16 protein-coding genes are annotated in these 14795 nt (G+C 64.6%); 10 read left to right on the forward strand and 6 right to left on the reverse strand.

Features of this window, described 5'->3' with window-relative positions:
* Window positions 1-49 precede the first annotated feature (49 nt).
* Window positions 50-1747 (forward strand): apolipoprotein N-acyltransferase, encoded by a 1698-nt coding sequence (gene lnt / locus RND64_RS11335; protein ID WP_049697543.1) that lies wholly within the window; start codon window positions 50-52, stop codon window positions 1745-1747.
* Entirely contained in the window at window positions 1731-2537 is an 807-nt protein-coding gene (locus tag RND64_RS11340; protein ID WP_005202981.1) for a polyprenol monophosphomannose synthase, read from the forward strand. Before lnt ends, RND64_RS11340 begins: the two co-directional genes overlap by 17 nt.
* A 100-nt stretch (window positions 2538-2637) precedes the next feature.
* Here the strand turns inward: RND64_RS11340 and RND64_RS11345 are convergent, their stop codons facing one another.
* Entirely contained in the window at window positions 2638-2982 is a 345-nt protein-coding gene (locus RND64_RS11345) for an RNA polymerase-binding protein RbpA (protein ID WP_005173696.1), read from the reverse strand.
* A gap of 143 nt (window positions 2983-3125) precedes the next feature.
* Between RND64_RS11345 and RND64_RS11350 the strand changes: the two genes are divergently transcribed.
* Window positions 3126-3485, forward strand: a complete 360-nt coding sequence (locus RND64_RS11350) for a hypothetical protein (RefSeq protein WP_197494493.1) — start codon at window positions 3126-3128, stop codon at window positions 3483-3485.
* Window positions 3482-4567 (forward strand): DUF475 domain-containing protein, encoded by a 1086-nt coding sequence (locus RND64_RS11355; protein ID WP_049697407.1) that lies wholly within the window; start codon window positions 3482-3484, stop codon window positions 4565-4567. Before RND64_RS11350 ends, RND64_RS11355 begins: the two co-directional genes overlap by 4 nt.
* Here RND64_RS11355 and RND64_RS11360 read toward each other — a convergent pair whose 3' ends face one another.
* The gene (locus RND64_RS11360; RefSeq protein WP_235434270.1) at window positions 4568-5203 is read right to left on the reverse strand and encodes a hypothetical protein; all 636 of its coding nucleotides are present in this window, start codon (window positions 5201-5203) and stop codon (window positions 4568-4570) included.
* 268 nt (window positions 5204-5471) lie between these two features.
* On the opposite strand from RND64_RS11360, the gene RND64_RS11365 reads away from it, so the two are divergent.
* Genes RND64_RS11365 through RND64_RS11380 form a run of 4 tightly spaced genes read left to right on the forward strand, consistent with a single transcriptional unit; the run spans window position 5472 to window position 7140 of the window.
* Complete coding sequence (locus RND64_RS11365; protein ID WP_005202988.1) at window positions 5472-5693, forward strand: DUF3263 domain-containing protein; 222 nt, start codon at window positions 5472-5474, stop codon at window positions 5691-5693.
* A gap of 54 nt (window positions 5694-5747) precedes the next feature.
* The gene (locus tag RND64_RS11370; protein ID WP_049697544.1) at window positions 5748-6056 is read left to right on the forward strand and encodes a hypothetical protein; all 309 of its coding nucleotides are present in this window, start codon (window positions 5748-5750) and stop codon (window positions 6054-6056) included.
* Window positions 6053-6760, forward strand: coding sequence for a VOC family protein (locus RND64_RS11375; RefSeq protein ID WP_049697409.1), 708 nt, complete (start codon window positions 6053-6055; stop codon window positions 6758-6760). The genes RND64_RS11370 and RND64_RS11375 overlap by 4 nt, the downstream gene beginning before the upstream one ends.
* Window positions 6757-7140, forward strand: coding sequence for a hypothetical protein (locus RND64_RS11380; protein ID WP_083444283.1), 384 nt, complete (start codon window positions 6757-6759; stop codon window positions 7138-7140). The genes RND64_RS11375 and RND64_RS11380 overlap by 4 nt, the downstream gene beginning before the upstream one ends.
* Window position 7141: 1 nt before the next feature.
* On the opposite strand, the gene RND64_RS11385 is transcribed toward RND64_RS11380, so the two are convergent.
* The 4 genes from RND64_RS11385 to RND64_RS11400 form a co-directional block, all read right to left on the reverse strand.
* Window positions 7142-8338 (reverse strand): FAD-dependent oxidoreductase, encoded by a 1197-nt coding sequence (locus tag RND64_RS11385; protein ID WP_083444284.1) that lies wholly within the window; start codon window positions 8336-8338, stop codon window positions 7142-7144.
* Window positions 8335-9252, reverse strand: coding sequence for a DUF1295 domain-containing protein (locus RND64_RS11390; RefSeq protein WP_049697411.1), 918 nt, complete (start codon window positions 9250-9252; stop codon window positions 8335-8337). Before RND64_RS11390 ends, RND64_RS11385 begins: the two co-directional genes overlap by 4 nt.
* Window positions 9253-9265: 13 nt before the next feature.
* The gene (locus RND64_RS11395) at window positions 9266-10540 is read right to left on the reverse strand and encodes an esterase/lipase family protein (protein WP_053117332.1); all 1275 of its coding nucleotides are present in this window, start codon (window positions 10538-10540) and stop codon (window positions 9266-9268) included.
* A 73-nt stretch (window positions 10541-10613) separates the two neighbouring features.
* A complete protein-coding gene (locus RND64_RS11400; protein ID WP_083444285.1) occupies window positions 10614-11687 on the reverse strand; it encodes a hypothetical protein in 1074 nt (357 codons plus the stop codon).
* 86 nt (window positions 11688-11773) lie between these two features.
* On the opposite strand from RND64_RS11400, the gene RND64_RS11405 reads away from it, so the two are divergent.
* Together RND64_RS11405 and RND64_RS11410 are read left to right on the forward strand one after the other, a co-directional pair.
* Window positions 11774-12409 (forward strand): TetR/AcrR family transcriptional regulator, encoded by a 636-nt coding sequence (locus RND64_RS11405; RefSeq protein WP_049697413.1) that lies wholly within the window; start codon window positions 11774-11776, stop codon window positions 12407-12409.
* Window positions 12406-14775, forward strand: a complete 2370-nt coding sequence (locus RND64_RS11410) for an ATP-binding cassette domain-containing protein (protein ID WP_049697414.1) — start codon at window positions 12406-12408, stop codon at window positions 14773-14775. The genes RND64_RS11405 and RND64_RS11410 overlap by 4 nt, the downstream gene beginning before the upstream one ends.
* The last annotated feature ends 20 nt before the right edge of the window (window positions 14776-14795 follow it).

Raw genomic sequence — 14795 nt, forward strand, 5'->3', positions numbered from 1 at the left:
CAACCCAGTGGACGACACGGCGAGGCGCCTCCACGACTCGGCGACTCCCATGGATTCATCCGACACCCGGGCAGACGCGCCCGAGCACTCGAATCGACCATGGTCGAGGCTGGCCGGTGGCCGCTGGACCCCATTTCTCGTGCGTGCGGCCCTGGCCATCGTGGCGGGCGTGGCAATGTGGTCGGCGTTCCCGCCGCGCAACTGGTGGTTCATGGCCGTCATCTCGATGGGCCTGCTGTTCCTCGCGCTTTCCGGACCCATCCGCGCCCGCGTCGGTGCACTCGTCGGATTCATCTATGGGCTGGCGTTCTACATCCCGCTGCTGCCGTGGATCGGGGTGTACGTCGGCCCACTTCCGTGGATCGCCTTGTCCGTCGTGCTTGCGGTGTTCTCGGCACTCTTCGGTGTGTGCGCTGTGTGGACCATGAGACTCCCGTGCCCACCGTTGTGGTTTGCGCTGTCGTGGGTCAGCGTCGAAGCTCTGCGTTCGTCTGTTCCGTTTGGCGGATTTCCTTGGGGGAGAGCGGCGTTCAGTCAGGTCGACGGTCCGCTGCTCCCGCTCGCGTCGATCCTCGGGGCGCCGGGAGTGTCGGCCGCCGTCGCGTTGCTCGGCGCGTCGATCGCCTGGCTTGTCGTCGTTCTCGTCACCCGAGTCGTCAACGGCGGCGGATCGGTCGCACGAGCCGCGGCGTTGGCGGTGGTGCTTGCCCTTGTCGGACCGATCGCCGCGATTGCCCTGACACCCGACACCCTCGACCGCAACGTCGCGTCGTCGTCGGTTCAGGTTGCGGCGGTGCAGGGGAACGTGCCCCGACTCGGCCTCGACTTCAACGCTCAGCGCAGAGCTGTCCTCGACAATCACGTTCGGGAGACAATGCGGCTTGCCGACGCGGTGCGCGCCGGAACCGCCGAACAGCCCGATTTCGTCGCGTGGCCCGAGAATGCGTCTGACATCTCGCCACTCACCAACGCCGACGCGGCACAGGAGATCACCGACGCATCCATCTCCGTTGGTGCGCCGATTCTCGTCGGGACTCTCGTCATGAACTCCGACGGTCGGCCCACGAACTCCGTCCTGGTGTGGGACGGCGCAAAGGGTCCCGTCGCGCGCTACGACAAGCACATCGTTCAGCCGTTCGGTGAGTATCTGCCCTGGCGATCGTTCTTCAGCATGTTCTCGTCGTACGCGTCCATGGCGGGCAACTTCCGTCCGGGCACCGGCCCGTCGGCGATCACCGTGCCCGGGCGCTCCGGGAACGTAGAGGTCGGTGTCTCCACCTGCTGGGAGATCGCATTCGACAGGTCGGCTCGGGCCGCCGTCGACGACGGCGCGCGCATTCTCTACGTCCCGACCAACAACGCCACCTTCGGCAGGACGGACATGACCTACCAGCAACTCGCGATGTCGCAGTTCCGCGCCGTCGAACACGGCAGGGCGGTCGTCGTCGCAGCGACCAGCGGAGTGAGCGCGATCATCGAACCCGACGGATCCATCTCTCACGAGTCGGGCGTGTTCACCCCGGCGGTGCTCTCAGATCGCTTACCGTTGCACTCGGCCAAGACCGTCGCGACCGTTCTCGGGGCGTGGCCACAGTGGATCATCGTCGTGGTGACGGTGGGTGGGCTTTTGGTCGTGCTGTCGCGTCGTTATAGGTTCACTCTCGGGCCTCGCAAGGTCGGCGTCGGTGGCACACCGGCAGCACAGGGTGATGTAAGGGAGTCGGAGGAGCGTGGTGACAACGGGTAGCGAAGGTGCGACCAGCCAAGACGAGGGCGGAATCGTCGCATCCGACGGCTCACGCGCACTGGTCGTCATCCCCACGTACAACGAGCGCGAGAACCTTCCCCGAATCGTGTCGAGGGTCCAGGCAGCCATGCCTGGCGTCCACGTGCTGGTCGTCGATGATTCCAGTCCCGACGGCACCGGCGATGTCGCAGACGAACTCGCCGCCGGCGACGACAGCGGCCGTATCCATGTGATGCACCGCGTGGAGAAGGACGGCCTCGGCAAGGCTTATCTCGCAGGTTTCGCATGGGGCCTGCACCGCGATTACGCGGTCATCGTCGAGATGGATGCCGACGGCAGCCACGCACCCGAGCAGCTATATCGCTTGTTCGACGCGGTGAACGAGGGCGCCGACCTCGCGATCGGGTCGCGCTACGTACCCGGCGGCAAACTCGTGAACTGGCCCAAGTATCGCGAAGTGCTCTCACGAGGTGCCAACACGTATGCGCGCCTGGCGCTCGGCGCCAACGTGCACGACATCACCGCCGGCTATCGCGCGTACCGCCGCAAAGTGCTCGAGACCATCGACCTCGATACGGTCGAGTCGGCGGGCTACTGCTTCCAGATCGACCTGGCGTGGCGCACGATCCAGGCCGGATACGACGTTCGTGAGGTTCCGATCACCTTCACCGAGCGCGAAGTCGGTTCGTCGAAGATGAGCGGTGGTGTGATGGCCGAGGCATTCACCAGCGTCGCGCGCTGGGGGATCGAGAACCGCCTGCACAAGATCGGGCTGCACAAGCGAGGCTGATGGCCCCAACGGTGCACAGCGACAACTGAAGCACGAAACACATCAGCCGGGTGGAGTCATGTGACTCCACCCGGCTGATGTCTGGTTCAGGACGCGAACGTCAGTTGGTGACTCCGCGACGACGCTGCTTGAGAAGATCGAGCCGCTCATTGAGCAGCACTTCGAGCTCCTCTTCGCTGCGGCGCTCGAGCAGCATGTCCCAGTGCGTGCGCGGGGGCTTGACCTTCTTCTCCTCGGGCTCTGCACCCTCGAGGATCGTGCCCTCCATGCCGTTCTTGCACGGCCACTTCGACGGCACCTCGGCGTCGTCGGCGAAGGGGACGTCGAAGATCTCTCCGTTGTCGGTCCGGTACTGGACGATTCGTCGCGGAGCGAGATCGTGATCACGATCGGTCTCATAGCTCACCGCGCCGAGGCGGCTGCCCCGAAGTACTCGATCTGCCATTTGGCGGTGTCCTCTCGTTTCTCGAGCGCTGTCGAACGCTCAACACTCCTATTCTACGCGCCGACGGCGCCACATCCGCACCACCGGTGACTCCCGGCCGTGTGCCGCCACCTGAACCTCGACGACCAGACTTGGGTACGGTCATGAGCGTGGAGCACACGACGAGCGGTACCACCCGATCACGGCGTCGCCCGTACGCCTGTGCCTGGTGCGGCCAGTCGATGGTCGACTCGGAGCATGGACGTCGGCGCAAGTACTGCAAGCGGTCGTGCCGTCAACGCGCCTACGAACAAAGAGCGCTCACCGAGGGCACTTCTATTCCCTCCGACGCCGTGATTCTGACTCAGGCCGAGGTGAGCGACTTCGGTGATCGACTCTTCGCGCTGCGCTGCGCTGCGGAGGACCTCGCGACGGCGGTGGACGAGAACGCTGACACGAGTACCGTCGCCGAGTTGGCGGAAGAAGTCGTGACCCTGGCCAAGGACGCCGAGCGACTGCGTTGATAGGTCGCATCTTCGGGCTGTCGATAGTCGTCACGGTCCTCGCGCTCGTCGTCGCGTTCGTCTACGGCGGGTGGGAGGCGGTGGCGCTCGCCGCGATACTCGGTGTTCTCGAGATCTCCCTGTCCTTCGACAACGCAGTCATCAACGCGACCGTGTTGGAACGGATGAGTGCGTTCTGGCAGCGCATGTTTCTCACCGTCGGCATGATCATCGCCGTATTCGGGATGCGCCTGCTCTTCCCACTCCTGATCGTCTGGGTGACGGCGGGCCTCAACCCTGTCGAGGCGTTCCGACTCGCGATGAACCCACCACCCGATGGCGCCGAGCAGTTCGCCGACGGAAGCCCGAGTTACGAGACGATCCTCACCGATGCACATCCACAGATCGCCGCGTTCGGCGGAATGTTCCTGTTCATGCTCTTCCTCAACTTCATCCTGAGCAATCGCGATCTGACGTGGTTGACGTGGCTCGAGCGTCCGCTGTCGAAGATCGGTCGACTCAGCGCGCTCCCGGTCGTCCTCGCCAGTGTGACCCTTGTGCTGGTCGCCGAGTTCCTCGCGCCCGACGAGATCCGCTCCACCGTCCTCATCGCCGGAATCCTCGGCATGGTCACGTACCTGATGGTCGACGGGTTGAGCGCACTCTTCCAATCCGATTCCGACCTGCGCGACAGTGGTCCGTCCGGCGCGGCGAAAGCGACGGGCAAGGCGGGATTCTTCCTCTTTCTCTACCTCGAGGTCCTCGACGCATCGTTTTCGTTCGACGGTGTCATCGGCGCGTTCGCGATCACCGCGGATCCGATCATCATCGCCTTGGGACTCGGATTCATCGGCGCGCTATTCGTGCGGTCGATCACGATCTACCTGGTCCGCACCGGAACGCTGGCCTCGTATCGCTATCTCGAGCACGGCGCCCACTGGGCTATCGGCGCTCTGGCCGTCATCCTGCTGCTGAGCATCGAGTTCCACATCAATGACGTCGTGACCGGACTCATCGGCGTCGTGTTCATCGGCGCCGCATTGTTCAGCAGCGTCGTCGCGAACCGCCGCGACCAACGCCGTGCACTTGCCGCACGTCGCTGATCACTTTTTCTTCTTGCCGCCTTGTGAGACGTCGTCGCCCTTTGCCGCGCGCAGCTTCTTTCCTCGGCGTTGGTACATCACGACGAAAATGGTGAGCAGGATGGCCACGACCACGGCGATCACGACACCCCACGCACTGGCCGCGCGGAATCCCGGCGCCCGGACATTGAGGATCTGTTTGCCCACTTGCGCCGCGTTGTTGTTGCCGAGATGGATGCTCAGTGTCAGCAGATTGGGGATCGCGACCACGACGCCGATCACCACGCACAGGATCGAGAGGAGGTTCTTCATCCGGCCCCGCAACGAGACCGCAAGCACGAGCATCGATATCGGGATGAACGTGCAGACGAACCCGATCGACAGCCCGCTGCCGATTCCGCGCCCCATCGATCCGTCGACGTTGCTGCCGATCTGCTCAGCCCACCAGCGCGGCAGGAACGCCGCGAGTATGAAGTAGATGACCACCGCGATGGCTATGGCGATCGCGACGAAGAGAAACTTGCGCGCCCCCTTGGCGAGACGGTCGGAGAATGTCGGCTGAGTCTGCGCCGACGTCGAACTGACGGTCACGTCTGTGTCGCGCCCCGGTTCGGGCGTCGACGAGACAGAAGCTTTGTTTGCCGAGTGCTCAGCCATGGTTCTCAGCATAGGGCGACGACACTCGGATCCGAGGGGGTCTCGACCCTCTGGCGCGTCCGATTACAACTCGTTACCTTGCGGTGGCCCAGCGTTTTTGCGCCGGATGGCGAAATGGGTGTCCATCGCGGCGGGCCGAGTGTAGAAAGGACGTTGACAGCGGTGGGCTCGCTTTCCAGATCAGGGACAACGGTAATTCACCGAAGCCGTTCCGCATCCTTCACATCCAACGATCGTCACAGGTCACAGCACAAGAGTGAGTACTTTTATGGATCCGACGCAGCGTCAGATGCTCGACTTCGAGCAGAATTGGTACGCACTCGGTGGGGGTTCGTCGCGCGAGATCAGCTCGCAGTTCGGGCTGTCCGACCGTGACTTCTTCACGCAGGTCCAGCACCTGCTGAATGCCGAACCACCGGCTACCCTTTCGAAGGGTCAACTCGCTCGGATGCGCGAGGTCGTCCGCAGCAGAATCTGGATGGCTCGCTGAGGTCGACGGCCCCCTTACGCATTCGTGGAGTCACGTCCGACGAAAGGAGTTGTGGTGCCGCCGTTCGCCGACGACGAACTCGACGAGTTCTACCGGCGTATCGAGGCTGGCACCCAGCAGCCCAGCCGTAAGCGTTCGTCGCCCACTCGGTCTTCTCGGACATCGAGGACGCCCGCCTGTCCGACACCGGAGAAGGACGCCTACCGTGACGTCCACGAGGTCGACGCCGCGGTGAGCCGCATCCGTGCGGCCGGACGCACGGCCCCGGTGCTGCGGTCCTACGAATGCATCTGCGGCTCATGGCATCTCACAAGCAGAGCAGTGGACATTCCGGACACACGGCGTAAGCGGAAACGGTCGTGACCCTCGTCGAACTGGCGGTGGACGATCTCACCGCAACCACCGACGCATACCGGCGCCTTCTGGCTCGCAACGACAGCGCAGCCGAGTACGCCACGTCGAACGCCACGCTGCGACTCGACCGCAGACACCTCGGGCACCGCGTACTGTTCGACGTCGCAGACGTGTCGTCGTGGCAGACGCTGCTGGAGCGACGCGGTCTGGCCACCCGCAACGACGCCACCGCTGTCCAAGTCGACGGCCTTCCGGTCGGGGTGACCGAGCACCGCGCCTCCGGAGCCGAGGCCGCACCGACCGCAAGCGACATCGAGGGCATTGACCACATCGTGTTCCAGGCCGCGGGCCGCGACCACGCGGTGGCCTTGTTCGGCTCGACCCTCGGCCTCGACTTCCGCCTCGACAGACCCGTCGCCGATGGCCTTCGGCAGCTGTTCTTTCGCGCGGACGACCTGATCGTCGAAGTTCTCGTCACACCCGATGGCGTTCCGAGATCGTCCCCGCCCCTCTCACTGTGGGGGATCGCTTGGGCGACAACCGATATCGAAGCAACGCAAGCCCGACTCACCGGCGCGGGTTTCACCGTGTCGCAGGTTCGCACGGGACGCAAACCCAATACGCGGGTCGCGACGGTGCGGTCTCCGGCTCTCGCCACGCGCACCTTGATCATCGAACCCACTCGATCAGTCGCAGCTAAGGAGTCGTCGTGAGCCAGACGAGCCGACCAGACGGGCCAAACCGGTTTCAACGGGTGGCCGGCGTGGTCAACAGGACAGTCGTCCTCCCACTCCTGCAGATTCCTCTACTCAATGGTGTGCTCGGTCGTGCGTTCACCGAGGTGTCGTACACGGGCCGCAAGACGGGCAAGCACGTCACCTTTCCGGTGAACTACGTCCGATCCGGCGACTCGGTCACGATCGGCGTCGCCATGCCCGACAAAAAGACCTGGTGGCGCAACTTCACCGGCGACGGCGCACCGATCACGCTGACCCTCGACGGCGAGCACCGAACGGGGCACGCCGTCGCGTCAAAGGACAGCAACGGATCGGTGCGGGTCAAGGTCTCCCTCGACCACAACGATTCGCACTGAGTCAGCTCCGCCGCACGTCATTGTTTCTCAGCGCGCCACCGCTCCGCCGCACGCTCCCGCTCCGCCGCACGCCACCGTAAATGCCGCACCTCACGATGAGCGGCTGTAACAGCGTGTCGACCGTCCAGCGCGGAAATCGGAAGCGAATTCCGTTGGGGGAGAAGACGTCCAATCCGTTGTCGCTTGGCCCGAAGACTGATCCCCACCGGTGCTCGGCCGGGTGATATCGGCGAGTCTCGCGGCCGCCGAGATGAGCGAGAACGTTGCGCGCCACCAGACGGTCGGCGCGGTTGCGAGCCGAGCCACGCAGCGGATCCGTATCGGCGACATCCCCGACGGCGAACACTCCCCGGTACCCGGGCACTCCGAGGTCGGCGTCGACGCGGACGAATCCTCGGTCGGTCAGCATGTCCGAAGGCAGCCAGGCTGTATTCGGTGACACTCGGCCGACGGCCCACACGATCGCATCCGCCTCGACCGCCGCTTGTCCGGTGAGCCAGGTGATCGAACCGGTGCCGATCTCCCCGAGATCGGCGTCGGTTGGCAGCACCGCCCGATGTCCACCGTGTCTGTCGACACCCAGGGACTCCAGTCGTCTGGCCACCTTGTGGCGCGTGCGGTCGTGGTGCCGGGGGAGTGGCAGCTCACCGGGATGGTAGAGAGCGACCTCCTTCTTTGGCCAGCGTCGACGCAGTTGGGCGGCCGAACTGCATGCTGCCGCACCCCCACCGACTACCGCTATGGTCCGAGCGTGCGACAGGCGCTCGTGCACGCCGTGTAGACCGATGTCGACGTCGTCGCCGTCTTCGAGGACTGGCTGGCGCCAGAATCCGTTGGCGACGCCCGTCGCGATGACGAGCGCGTCGTAGGTGACTGCCTCAACTGTTCCCGACGGCGTGCGCAAGCGCAGCGTTCGACGATCGTGATCGAGGTCGACGATCTCACCATGACGGATGTCCACCGTATCGAGTCGACGCATCCGACCGAACTCGACGCGATAGTCGCGAGCCCACCGCTCCGGGTAGGCGATCCGCAGCCCGACTTCCTGTCCGCTCACCAGTGCGGGCCGCATCGAGACTCCGACGACGCTGCTGCGGCGGGCGAGGTGCATCGCGGTGAGCACACCGGAATCGCCCATGCCTGCGACGACGACGCTTCGCGTCCCCCGCTTGTGGACGAGCGGCACTGCTGCACTCACCCGGGTCGCCCAACACCGTCGGTGGTCCGGGAACTGAGCCGGGGAAGCGGCAGAAATTTTGGCACACGATCGATGACGTCGGCGTAGGACGGACGTCGTTCAAGACTGCGCTCTTCCATCATCGGAATGCTCGCCCCGAGGAACATGGCGAGCATCGCGCCCGCACCCACCCACAGCCACCACGCGTCCGCGGGCGCAGCGGCAATACCGAACAGCAGGATCGACACCCAGAACATGAACTCGCCAAAATAGTTCGGGTGCCGCGACCACGCCCAGAGACCGATGTCGACGGTCTGACCGGGCTCGCTCGACCGCCGGAACAGTCTCAACTGTCGGTCGGCGATCGACTCGAGTGCGATCGCCGCGAGACCGACGACGAACGCGACAACGCTCAACCACATCAGCCCGGCGTCGGCCCTGGTGAGCGCGACGTACGCCGGGATCATCGCGAGAAACACCTGCAACGTGGGGATGAGGTGAATGGCGAAGAGATCGGCGACGAACGAGAACCTTCCGGCACGTCGCCGCAGCAACTCGTAGCGCCAATCCTCGTGGACCAGCCCGGGAAACGACCGCACCCAGTTCGCGGTCAGCCGCACCGCCCAGATCACGAGAACGATGCCGAGGAGGGCACAACGCCACTTCGCTTGGGAGCCACCATGTATGGCGTCGCCCGCGAACCACCAGTACAGGGCAAGAAATACCGGGACGACACTCCAGTAGGCGTCGTAGCAACTCGAATTGCCGACCGCCCGGCTCACCACGAAGATGACGAGCGTGGCGAGTACATCGGCAATGAGCGTGTCCGCCCAGAGTTGCCCGACGCTGGGTCCCCATGTCAACCACAGCAACGCCACCGCCAGGGCAACGACGTACGCGGCGGTGATCACCACCAACGACGCTCGTCTCCCCATAAGAGGGATGGTGTCAGGCGACGCCCCACTTCGCGGCGTTTTGGCTGCGACCGGGCGGCAGCGCGCGTCGGGGTCGCAGATGCTCCAGCAGCCAGCGGTAGACGTCGTCGTCGTTGAGGAGGGTGAAATGGCTCGCCCCACCCAGATGCAGTCCGTGCTCGGTAGTGAATCCGACGCTGCGAGCGCGACTTTCGCCGCGACCGCTGGGCGTCAGCACCAATCCGTCGCCGATGAACCTGCCCAGGGGATGGTTGGGATCGCGCGTCAACGATGCGGTGACGAACAAATGTCGCGCCTGTGGCAGCAGCGGTACCGCGGTGGCGGGATGCTGCCGGAAGGCATCCGGATCCCTCCCACTCCAGTCGTCGTCGACAAGACTTCCGTGAAAAAGGTCGCGCACTCCTGCGCTGCGTCGTCCGAGCAGGTTGCCGAACGGGGCGGTCACCGAAACCGACCTGAGCGCTCCGGCCGCAAAGTGCACAGTCCGAGCCAGCGGAGCCCCGAAATGCGGCGTCCCCAAACTCACTGTCTCCGTGACCAATCCGCACCAGTACGCGTCTTGGGTGGCGGCACTGTGGCAGGCGCTTCGGATGATCAACCCGCCCATCGAATGCCCGATCAGGGTCAGTCGCGACACAGGCACCGGCCATTGGAGCATCAGATCATTGAGTAATGCGGCGAGTTCGCGCCCGTTATCGCTGATGTGGCGTCCGGTGTTGAATCGCAGCCGCACCTCGGTCGCGCCGATATCGGTAGCGAGCCGCTCGCCATACGTCGGGCGGTTACCTCTGCGCCACGCGTGCTCGGACTCCATGAGGCCGTGCAGAAAGACGACGATGTGCCCGGCAGCCTCCGGAAAAGCCGCGCGGAGCGCTTCGGCCTCGACCGCCACCGGCATACCGTCGACACGGATCGACATCGGCTGGGCGAGCGGCGAGCGCTGGTCGGCGAGCGAGTCGCCGATCAGCCCGTCCAGAATGGCGAGCACCAGCGCGCCCCGTGAACCCTCCGATGGCGAGTGGCGCGGTTCCGGGAGTGTGGCACCCACCTCAGCGATGGCTTCTAACATTGCCGACAACGACTCGTAGGTCGTGTCGGCTACTGCGTCGTGGACCAGATGTGCCGATCGACTCGACGATCCGCCGAGTCGATCGGTCACCCCGAACACACGATCGGTTACCGCGCGATGCACTTTCGCGACACCGCGGATAGCTCCTGCTAGCTCACTGCACCCCAATTGCGCCAGCGCCGCCAGTTCGGTCGGGGCGACTTTGTCGGCTGTGGTCACAACCCACAGAGTACAACTGTTCACTCACTTGCGGGAGCCCTTGCAGCAACCGCCACCCGAGCACACAGGCAACTCAGGCGTCGACGGTCTCGCGGTAGCCGAACTCGACGACATCGACATCAGAGACGTGCTTACGGCGCTCACGCCTCAGGCCGAGGCCGTAGAGCGCCAGGCCACCGAGAAGCCAGCACCCGAGCACGATGAGCGGATGCGCAATGGCGTTGCCGTTGAAGAACACGACATCCCGCAGGAGCGATCCCGTTGCGCCCGGCGGCAGGAGCTGGCCGATCGCGCCCCACGGGGTGGGCAGTAGTTCAGGGGCGCTCGAGAGTCCGGACAGCGGGTTGCCCAGGAGTATCAGTGCAATGGCCGCGACGACCAGACCCGGACCCCCGAGCGCTTCCCGAAGGCCGAGCACCGCGAAGCACGTGGCCGCGATTCCGAGCATCGCCGCCAGCGACGTCAGCCAGTAGTTTCCGTCGAACGTCCCGACGAGGAACTGCAGAATCGCGATCAGCGCGAAGCCACCGACAACAGACACACCCAGCGCCGCGATGATCCGACCACCCGCCGAGCTGATCACGAGCATGATCACCATCGCACTGATCCAGCCCCCGAGAGCCAGGGGAAGAGCGCCTGCCGCCAATCCGGCACCGCGCGGGTCCTTCGCCGGGAAACTACGCACATCGACGACCTGAGTTTGTGCGTGAGTGGCGTCGGCGACACCTTGTCCCATCGTTTCGATCATCGTTGCCACCGTTGGACTCGCCGCAGAGGCGACGAGCACAGTGAGGTCTGCGCCGGGCTTGACGACCAGCGCGCCGTAAATCGCGCGCGTCTCGATCGCGTCGCGCGCAGCCACCTCGTCGGAGTATGCCGTGACGTCGAACGAGTCACCGGTGAGGCGATCGACCTGACTGACCACCTGCTCAGACCCGACGACCCCGATCGGGACGTGATGAGGCGCCGACCGCGCAGCGGGAAGCGCGAACATCGTGACCATCACCGACAACAGGACTGCGGTTCCGAGCACGACCGCAATCACTCTGACGGGCGCCGGTGGCCCCTTCTTTGCAGGGGTATCGGTCACGGGAATGTCGGGCGCACTCGTCGCACCGGGCGTCGTGGTGGTTTCATCGGCACTCATGGCGCCTCCCTCAAATTAGATACGGTTCGTTTCTTAGCAGAGTAGGACGATCCGATAAGATACGCAACGTATCGGAAGGAGATTATGTGACCAGACGTCGCCGTGGCACAGAACTCGAAGCAGACATCTTCGAGGCCGTCCGTGCCGAGATCACCGAACGCGGATACGCCGGCCTCACCTACGAGGGGGTCGCGGCTGCCGCCGGAACGAGCAAGACCGTCCTGTACCGACGCTGGGACACCAAGGTCGAGATGGTCATGGCAGCAATGGTCGACGTCGCCCGAGAGGTTCTGACCGTCCCGGACACCGGATCGCTCGCCGACGACCTCCGGATGGTCCTTGCCCGCATGCGGGTGCGGTTGGCCGAGGTGGGTCCCCGGACGATCCGCTCGCTGCTCGCGGATCTGCCCGAGGGTTCCACGGGTTCTGTCATCGGACTCATCACCACACATGTCGACGAGGTCATGGCTCCCGTGCTCGAGCGCGCTCGCCGACGGGGCGAGCTCGGTCCGCACCCGCTGCCGCCTCGCGCCGCGTCTCTCCCTTTCGATCTCGCCCGGCACGAGGTCTTCATCGCCGGCAACATGTCCGAGGACACCATCGACCAGATCATCTCGGTATGCGTGATCCCGCTCTGGACGACCTGGACAAATACTCCCGAGTCCGATACTCCCGAGACCGACCGCCACATGACTTCGTCGAGAGGGATGACCCACACATGAGTTCGTCAGCACCGCCGGCCGCCGCCGATCGTCACGACGAGATACGTGTCGTCGGCGCACGGGTCAACAATCTCAATGACGTGACAGTCGTCCTTCCCAAGCGGCGCCTCACCGTCTTCACCGGCGTCTCCGGTTCCGGCAAGAGTTCACTCGTCTTCGGCACGGTGGCCGCCGAGTCGCAAAGATTGATCAACGAGACCTACAGCGCATTCGTTCAGGGATTCATGCCTTCGTTGAATCGGCCGGATGTCGACGTCCTCGACGGACTGACGACCGCAATCATCGTCGACCAGGAGCGTCTCGGTACCGACCCGCGCTCGACCGTCGGAACGGCGACGGACGCGAACGCGATGCTCCGCATCCTCTTCAGCCGACTCGGGACTCCACACATCGGTTCGGCGCAGGCGTTCTCGTTCAACGTCGCGTCTGTCAGTGGCGGGGGCTCCGTCACGACGGAGAAAGCGGGCCGAAAAGTCAAGGAGCAACGGACTTTCGAGGTCGTCGGCGGAATGTGCCCTCGATGTGAGGGCAGGGGCTCGATCTCGTGTTTCGACCTGACTGCGCTCTACGACGGCTCCAAGTCCATCAACGAAGGCGCGATCACGATCCCCGGCTACAGCATGGATGGGTGGTACGGGCGCATCTTCCGCGGCTGCGGCTTCTTCGATCCGGACACACCGATCGACAAGTTCACTGCCCGCCAACTCGACGCCCTGCTGTACAAGGAACCGACACGCATCAAGATCGACGGCATCAACGTCACCTACGAGGGCCTCATCACCAAGATCGGAAAGTCGTTCCTGGCCAAGGACAAAGACGCGCTGCAACCCCACATCCGCGCGTTCGTCGACAGGGCGATCACCTTCTCGGTCTGTCCGGACTGCCAGGGGACTCGACTGTCGGAGAAGGCACGAAGTTCGACGATCGGTGGCGTCAGCATCGCCGATGCGTGCGCGATGCAGATCACCGATCTCGCCGACTGGGTCGGCTCGCTCGACGAGCCGACACTTGCACCGCTGCTCGAATCCCTGCGCGCCACGCTCGATTCGTTTGTCGACATCGGTCTCGGATACCTCTCGCTCGACCGTCCGTCCGGGACGCTGTCGGGTGGAGAGGCGCAGCGTACCAAGATGATTCGCCATCTCGGGTCGGCGCTGACCGACATCACCTACGTCTTCGACGAGCCGACGGTCGGGCTGCATCCACACGACATCGACCGTATGAATCGGCTTCTCCTGCAACTGCGGGACAAGGGCAATACGGTGCTGGTCGTCGAACACAAACCCGAGGTCATCGCCATCGCCGACCACATCGTCGACCTCGGACCACGCGCGGGGACCGGTGGGGGCAACGTCGTCTTCGAAGGCGGCGTCGACGACCTGCGCGCAAGCGACACGTTGACCGGACGCCACCTCGACGACCGCGCCACCCTCAAACCGCAGGTGCGAGAGCCCAATGGAGCGTTGGAGATTCGCGGCGCGAGTTCGCACAACCTGAAGGACGTCGACGTCGACTTCCCGCTCGGGGTGCTGTGTGTGGTCACCGGCGTGGCCGGCTCCGGGAAGAGCTCTCTTGTCGACGGATCGCTATCGGGCCGAGACGACGTGATCACCGTCGACCAATCCGCCATCAAGGGTTCGCGGCGCAGCAGCCCGGCGACGTACACGGGCCTCCTCGAGCCGATCCGGAAGGCTTTCGCGAAGGCAAACGGAGTGAAACCCGCTCTCTTCAGCGCCAATTCGGAGGGTGCGTGTCCGAACTGCAAGGGAGCGGGTGTCATCTACACCGATCTCGCGATCATGGCGGGAGTCGCCGTCACGTGCGAGGTGTGCGAGGGTAAGCGATTCCAGCCCGGTGTACTCGACTACACGTTCGGCGGTCGCGACATCTCCGAGGTCCTCCACATGTCGGTCGACGCGGCGCTCGAATTCTTCTCCGCAGGTGAATCGAAAGTGGCTGCGGCACAGAAGATCCTGGAACGGCTCGCCGACGTCGGACTCGGCTATCTCACGATAGGACAACCGCTCACGACGCTCTCCGGCGGGGAGAGGCAACGGCTGAAACTCGCGACACACCTCGGGGACAAGGGCGGGATCTTCGTCCTCGACGAGCCGACGTCAGGTCTGCATCTTGCCGACGTCGAGCAACTGCTGGGGCTCCTCGACGGCCTCGTCGACGGTGGTAGATCGGTGATCGTGATCGAGCATCACCAGGCGGTGATGGCTCATGCCGATTGGATCGTCGACCTCGGTCCGGGCGCCGGTCACGACGGCGGGCGAGTGGTGTTCGAGGGCACCCCGGCCGATCTCGTCTCAGCACGTTCGACGCTGACCGCACAGCATCTCGCCGACTACGTGAAGAACTGAACCGCCCGACTCACCCGGCG

The sequence above is a fragment of the Gordonia sp. w5E2 genome (genome assembly GCF_036540975.1).
GTDB classification, from domain to species: domain Bacteria; phylum Actinomycetota; class Actinomycetes; order Mycobacteriales; family Mycobacteriaceae; genus Gordonia; species Gordonia jacobaea.